Source organism: Paenibacillus sp. 79R4, assembly GCF_013393165.1.
GTDB lineage: Bacteria > Bacillota > Bacilli > Paenibacillales > Paenibacillaceae > Fontibacillus.
Genome location: NZ_QJOT01000010.1, coordinates 224,603 through 231,301, shown reverse-complemented (window position 1 = coordinate 231,301; position 6,699 = coordinate 224,603). Strand labels below are relative to the sequence as shown.

5 protein-coding genes are annotated in these 6,699 nt (G+C 44.6%); 1 reads left to right on the top strand and 4 read right to left on the bottom strand.

Annotation, left to right across the window (positions count from 1 at the left end; all coding sequences use genetic code 11):
• Positions 1 to 1,378: S-layer homology domain-containing protein (locus DMN77_RS16215; protein WP_179015692.1), on the top strand; the 1,378-nt coding region annotated here is incomplete at its 5' end.
• 158 nt (positions 1,379 to 1,536) lie between these two features.
• Here DMN77_RS16215 and DMN77_RS16210 read toward each other — a convergent pair.
• The 4 genes from DMN77_RS16210 to DMN77_RS16195 all read right to left on the bottom strand — a co-directional run bounded on the left by DMN77_RS16210 (position 1,537) and on the right by DMN77_RS16195 (position 6,449).
• On the bottom strand, positions 1,537 to 2,346 hold the full coding sequence (locus tag DMN77_RS16210) for a class B sortase (RefSeq protein ID WP_068780513.1): 810 nt from the start codon (positions 2,344 to 2,346) through the stop codon (positions 1,537 to 1,539).
• A gap of 34 nt (positions 2,347 to 2,380) precedes the next feature.
• Positions 2,381 to 4,210, bottom strand: coding sequence for an LPXTG cell wall anchor domain-containing protein (locus tag DMN77_RS16205; RefSeq protein WP_179015691.1), 1,830 nt, complete (start codon positions 4,208 to 4,210; stop codon positions 2,381 to 2,383).
• Positions 4,211 to 4,369: 159 nt separating this feature from the next.
• A complete protein-coding gene (locus tag DMN77_RS16200) occupies positions 4,370 to 5,689 on the bottom strand; it encodes a sensor histidine kinase (RefSeq protein ID WP_068780686.1) in 1,320 nt (439 codons plus the stop codon).
• A 22-nt stretch (positions 5,690 to 5,711) separates the two neighbouring features.
• Positions 5,712 to 6,449, bottom strand: a complete 738-nt coding sequence (locus DMN77_RS16195; protein ID WP_179015690.1) for a LytR/AlgR family response regulator transcription factor — start codon at positions 6,447 to 6,449, stop codon at positions 5,712 to 5,714.
• Positions 6,450 to 6,699: the final 250 nt, after the last annotated feature.

The following is a 6,699-nucleotide window of genomic DNA, read 5'->3' as shown; positions in this document are numbered from 1 at the left end:
AACGGTACCATCAGGTTCGATCGTAACAGATGGCGAGGACGGCATGGTAATTGTAGAACTGCCAAGCGGGGAAACAGTGACCGTACCATCCGGCTCCATCGTAAATGAAGATGGAACTATCGTTAGTGAACAACCAGGCGAACAACCGGGCGAACATCCAGGTGAACAACCGGGCGAGCAACCTGGCGAACAACCGGGCGAACAACCAGGCGAACAACCGGGCGAGCAGCCAGGGAACACCGGAGAGCAGCCGGGAGAGCAACCAGGAGAACAACCAAGTGGTCCGAGCGTAACTGTCCCGGACGGCTCAGTTGTAACAGATAACGAAGATGGGACAGTAACCGTAGAACTTCCAAGTGGTTCAACGGTGACGGTACCAAATGGCTCGATTGTTATAGATAACGGAGATGGAACAGTAACTGTAGAGCTGCCAAGCGGTTCAACAGTAACGGTACCATCAGGTTCGATCGTAACAGATGGCGAGGACGGCATGGTAATTGTAAAACTGCCAAGCGGGGAAACAGTGACCGTACCATCCGGCTCCATCGTAAATGAAGATGGAACTATCGTTGGTGAACAGCCAGGTGAGCAACCGGGCGAACAGCCAGGCGAACAACCGGGAGAGCAACCAGGTGAACAACCAGGTTCAGGCCAAGAAACAGGTAACGCAGGCGGCAGCACAGGAGGTAATGTAGGAGGTATTACAGGTGGCAACGCAGGCGGCAATACAGATAGTAATACTGGAGACATTGCAGGTGGCAATATAGATGACAGTACTAGTGACACTACAGAGGATAACACAGGTGACAGCGTAGTTGTCTGGAAGAATCCTTTTATCGACGTGAAAGAGTCAGACTGGTTCTACAAGGCTGTAGAGTTCAGTGTAGTCAGAGGACTATTTAATGGGACAACTGCGACAACGTTTAGCCCGAATCTGCCAATGACGCGTGCGATGCTGGTGACAGTACTTTATCGTCTTGAGGGCTCACCTGTAGTGAAGGGGACCAATAGTTTCACGGATGTGAAAAACGGAGAATGGTACACAAATGCGATCATTTGGGCCAATGCGAATGGTTTTGCCACTGGATATGGCGGTGGTCGATTCGGGACAAATGATAACGTAACGCGTGAACAGATGGCATTAATTCTGTATAACTTTGCGGTGTACAAAGGATACGATGTAACGAAGAGATCGGAGCTGGCTGCTTATGATGATGCGTCAAGCATTAGCAGTTGGGCATATACAGCCATGAGCTGGGCGAATGCCGAAGGCATCGTTAAGGGGCGTTCCAATACGACGCTCGTGCCGAAAGGCTATTCGACTCGTGCGGAGGTTGCGACGATTCTGATGCGTTTCATCCAAGGTTATATGGAATAAGCAAACCTATAAGTAAAGAAGAGGGTGGCCACAATGGCCCCCTCTTCTTGGCTTATATAAGCAAACCCAAAACGCGGTAAGACAATCCAAGCATAAAGATAATTGAATTTACTGGCGGAGAAAATCTGGCACCAGTCCTGAATCAAAGGAAGGGAAAACTAATTGGTTCTCTTGGAGGAATTGCTCTGAGACCTTCGAGCTATGACTGCCAAACGTCCATTATCATTGGAATATTCGCATGTTGAGAGGGTTATAAGCTGATCCCCATACTCGGCCGATATCCCCGTATTATAAAGAGCGAGCTGTTTTATATTTTGAATGAAGGCATCAAATTCTGTTTTTGTCTCTGCGTTTATAAATTGATAGTACTTGAAGACCTGTTCATCCTTGCGGTATACCTTGGAAAGAATCACAGCGATAACTTCATATTCCCCATGCTCATAGAGAGTGTCAAACTGAATGATGGGGTGCTTTTCGTAATAGTCTTTATTCTTGTAATAGGTCAACGCGTGAAACATGCTTCCATTCTTCATATTGTGTCCATGGATGATCCAGTTTGTGGTTGGTTCTGCTATGCTGGAGCGGGAGTCCAAAAAAGGGAGGCCACTTTTGCTTTTACGTCGGTCGAAGCCATGATCCAGGTAAAATTCCGCATCTTGCGGGGTATGCATAACAGGGTAATGAATCGGGGTCCCCTCAATACTGAGCCAACCAGCGATATCCTGATTCTGCCGAGCTAAGGAACCAAGCTGAGGGAGTACTGCCTGTCGGGCTTTTTCTACGCCAACCTCAGAGGTTTCTGAATGAAGTACAAGGGCTGGAGCAGCAGAGGAGTTCATTTGCCGCTCCAACCCTTTAACTATATAAGCTGTATGGTAGTGATCATACGTATAAATTCCAAGGTGAATCAGGGAATACAGGAAGGTCATACTGAAAAAGGCGACAAGGATGGCTTTGCGTCTGTTCATAGGTTCTTACCGCCTTTCCGTACTTTGTATGATGTTATTTCCTGCGTCCAAGCTTGAAAAAAACAGCAATTGACAGCAGCATCAGGGATGCATAATAAGTCCATGATATATCCGAATCTCCCGTTTGCGGTATTTCGTCAAGTTCACTACTGCTTGTCGGTATTTCCACAGGTTCTATAATGACTGACGGTGGCGAGGAATCCTGCAATGGATGATTCGGATTATCAGCAGAAGGACTATTGGTACCATTGCTGCCAGGATCAGAGATATCAACCGTAGCCGGAATGCTGTCACCAGGATTAGAGGTGTTGTCTATAGTCGGTGAACTGGTGTTTGGATTGGAGACATCAATGGTGTCTGGAGTGTTATCGTTAGCAATAGTTGCATCGCCTGTATCAGGCGAGTTATGGCCCGGAGTGAAGATAGAAGTATTATTGTCAGCATTGTCATCCGGTTTTGAATTGCCGGCTTCACTTGCTGATTTGCTTACAATCATAAAATTGACATCCTGACTGATCCGCGCGGATTCATCAATATCGTTGTTTTTCCATACCGTATCAGTATTGACAGGGATATGTGAATACTGGTTATTGAGCCAGTTGGCAACCATTGAGAATAAGCCGTTAAGCTGCTGATTAGCCCTGTCCATATCCGTAACTCCGCCAACAGGCACTGTATTCTTTTGCTGATAGCTGCCTGGGTCCGTATTAGGATCTGCAAAAAAGACTAGTCCATCTTCATTATTGATTCTTACCTGAAGCCTTCTTGTGGTAGCAATATGTGAGAAGGCGTATTCGCCATTCTTATCGGTGACCGTTGTTGCAATGACATTATTGCTGCTCTCTTCAAGCAGTTCCACTGTCTGGCCGGACAAGCTGCTGCCCTGATTCCAATCCATGCCCGCCCCTTCGGGCAGTTCCACTTGACGAACAATGCCGTGGATTTGAGGGGAAGATAGGATTGTAGTTATTGGGACTTCAACCGTAGACATGGATTCGTAGATCGAAGTTACCAGCTTCCACTCTTCCATCAGAGCGACAGCGCCATTAAATTCCCCCGTTGTTATATTATTGTCTGCGAGCTTCATAGGAAAACTTATGTTTATGGTTAACGGTTGATAAGTGCTTGCCAATTTCAAGTCGAGAGGTTCGGTGCCAAGTGCTATGGAATTAGGAATCATGCTGTGATGCTCTACGCGAATCGCATTTGTACTGCTAATAGGATTTGGCGGGATTTCGGAAAAGGTAGCCCCGCCGTCGGTAGAGTAGGAGATGGCTAATATTATTGAAAGCTCTTCGCCAGATAAAAACTCCTCCTGTCTATCCAGGAATTCCGGCCAATTCGTACTTGCAGCTTGATAGACGATTGGCTCTGGAATGCCATCGAGAAGCAGCTTTTGCTGGTTCGGGAAATGTAGTATCGTCGTGCTCTGGCTGAGTAGGGCCGGTACGAGTGCTATACCGAAACTTCCTGTCAGTGAATCATCAATGGCATCCGGATAATGAACAACCGTCAGTGTTTTGAGGCTAGGAGTATTTAAGTCGTACATAGCCGTCTTGGATGACTCCAGGGTAAAGAAAACATTGCGCGAACTATTAGATATGGCAGTTGCTTCCGAAAAGTCAGGTTCTTCTTCCGCTTCAACTGGGGTTACTGACTGCTCATAACCTTCGGTTGGGAACTCAGAAATACTTGCTGATGCCGGAGAATCCTGTGCCTGGTCCGGAGGAGCGCTATCCATCCGATCCGATATTTCCGGAACCGCATCTTCCGCATTGACATATAGAGGAGAAGCGGAAAATAAAAGAGGAATTAACAAAAACCCGGAGATGATGGAACTGGCCCTAAATACTGGTGATCTCATTTCTTGGCCTCCTAAAGCTAATATTTTGCCAATCCAATCTAATGATAAATTCCTCTCGTTTTAGAGGTGAATGTTCCGAATTCATCGTTTTTTGTGCTGAATTTATAGGAGGGGAGATTTGAAAGCGTTGTCCTCTTGTTCAACCTGTCCATAAGAGGTTTAGGGGGATGTCGGTAGAATGAGCTTTATTTGAAAGATGCCTTGCTCAGAATCAGGATCCAGATGCACCAGTCCACCCAAACCCTCTATGGTTTCCTTTACAATTTTCAGACCGAGACCGTGAAATTCTTTGTTCTCTTTGGTAGACAGCAGTTCGCTACCCTTCATCAGCAAATGACCATCAAATGAATTAGAAACCTCAATGGTCGTCCAATCGTAAGTGTTTCCGCTGGTAATCTTAATGAATCGGTCAGGACCGGATACTTTATCACAGGCGTCAATGGCATTATCTATTACATTCGTGAAAATACGGACGATTTCCAGTTCGGTTAATGAGATACTTTCGGGGAGGTGGGCCATAGCCGAAAAAAAGATCCCTTTGCCTTCACAAGTGTTGGCTGCATCCTGCAAAATAGCATCGAGGAGGACATTGTTGGAGTAGGTTCGATGAATTTGTACATTTTTATGCATCGTATCATGAATATTGCCCAGCATCCGGGCCGCCTGCTCATACTCCTGGTTCTGCAGCAAGTTTTTCATTGAGTTCATCATATTGTTATAGTCATGCTGAAATGCGCGAAAGCTCTCCGTAAACCGGCGATAGGATTGATAATGGTGCATTTGGCGGGATAGCTGCTCCTCCAGCTGGCGGGTATGAAGTTCATATTCGAACAGCTCTGATACTTTGGATGTATGATTAAAGATGAATATCAGCCACAATTTACCTACAACGCAGGAAATACAATATAAATCTGTGAACCAGGCTTGTTTCAAGCCAAGGAAACGTCCATCGTTTACAAGCGTAAGATAGACCAATTGAAGGAACAGGTAAATGATCACAAACTTGAGTTGTTCCCTGTTATATAGCAGCTGTCTGGCTCTTAAATCCGAGACGATTAGCCTGCGGGTAAGCAGATTGGACAGTATGGAAAGAAGAACAGCAAGTATGAATGTGGTGTAATAGTAAGTGTCTTGCTCAAGAACCTCCTTAATGCTCTTGTTAAATGCGATGGCATAAACCGAAATAACGATGCCTCTGCTGCTGTATAAAGAAAACATGTAAAGGGTGCCTACATATAAAAATTGCAAGTGGCTGCCACGGAAAAGCCAATGATAGGAAAGCATGATAGATCCTATTATGATGTAGACCACAAATCGGTGATCGAGCAATAAATAGGAGATCGCTGTGATACCGGTGCTGATGGCGATAGCGGCTACATAGGAAAGCCAGTGGCTTCTTTTTGACGGAAAGTATCTTTTGAAATAGGACAGATAGTAGGCATTATAAACAATTAACAGGGCGAATGATAAAGGCATCATGAGTTTCACCATCTCTTTGCCATTAATAGCCATGAATGCTTGCAGCACTTACATAGTCGGCAAAAGTTTTTCTGACGTCTTTCATATAGGTCACCCCTATAGGAATATTCTCACCTGTCTTGAGAACCAGGCTATTTTGATGAAACCAGGTAATGTAGCGAAGATTCACCAAATAAGAACGATGGGCGCGAACGAAATTCTTGCCGGCTAATTGCATGCCCAGCTGCTCCATGGTGGAGTAGAACTCCAGGCTTTTATTTTTGCTGTAATGTACGGTTACGATTCTTTTCCAGATTTCAAAATAAGCAATATCCTTGATGGGGATAATGGTTCGACTGCTGCCGGAACCGCATATGAAAAGATCACTTGTTTTCTGCTGAACCATGCTTACTGCCCGGAGAAATACTTGTTCGAACTTGTCCGAAGGGGTTGAAGATTTGAGCAAATACTGGACCGCGGCAATATCAAATGCTTCGTATACATAGTCCTCACTGGTGGTAAGGAATATAATCTCTGATTTACATCCAAGCTGGCGAAGTTTTTTGGCAGTATCCATCCCGTTCATTTGGCGCATCAGGATATCGAGGTAAATAATATCCGCCTGATTCGGAAAATCGGAAAGATGAAAAAGCAGTTCTTCTCCGCTATAGAATGACGAAATGGAAACGTCTATATTGTTTCTGCTGGAAATCTGCCCGATCATCATGGCATATTGGTCCAAGGTTTCCTTATTATCATCACATAAAAATATTGTTATCATCGTTTTCACCATCCATTTTTCCCATCCGACAGGAACCTAGCCCTGTTCTTCTGTCTATAGTCTGAATCAATGTAAATGATTTAACACTAAAAATTTTAGATGCAGCATATCGTATTATACAAATTTATTGAAATATGAACATATTAGTTATCTATTCGAAAAAAGGATATAAAAAAGAATACAGTAAACTTTTAAATTTCTGTGAACAATACTGTTTTGGGATTGAAAAATAGATTAAGGGTTATTATCG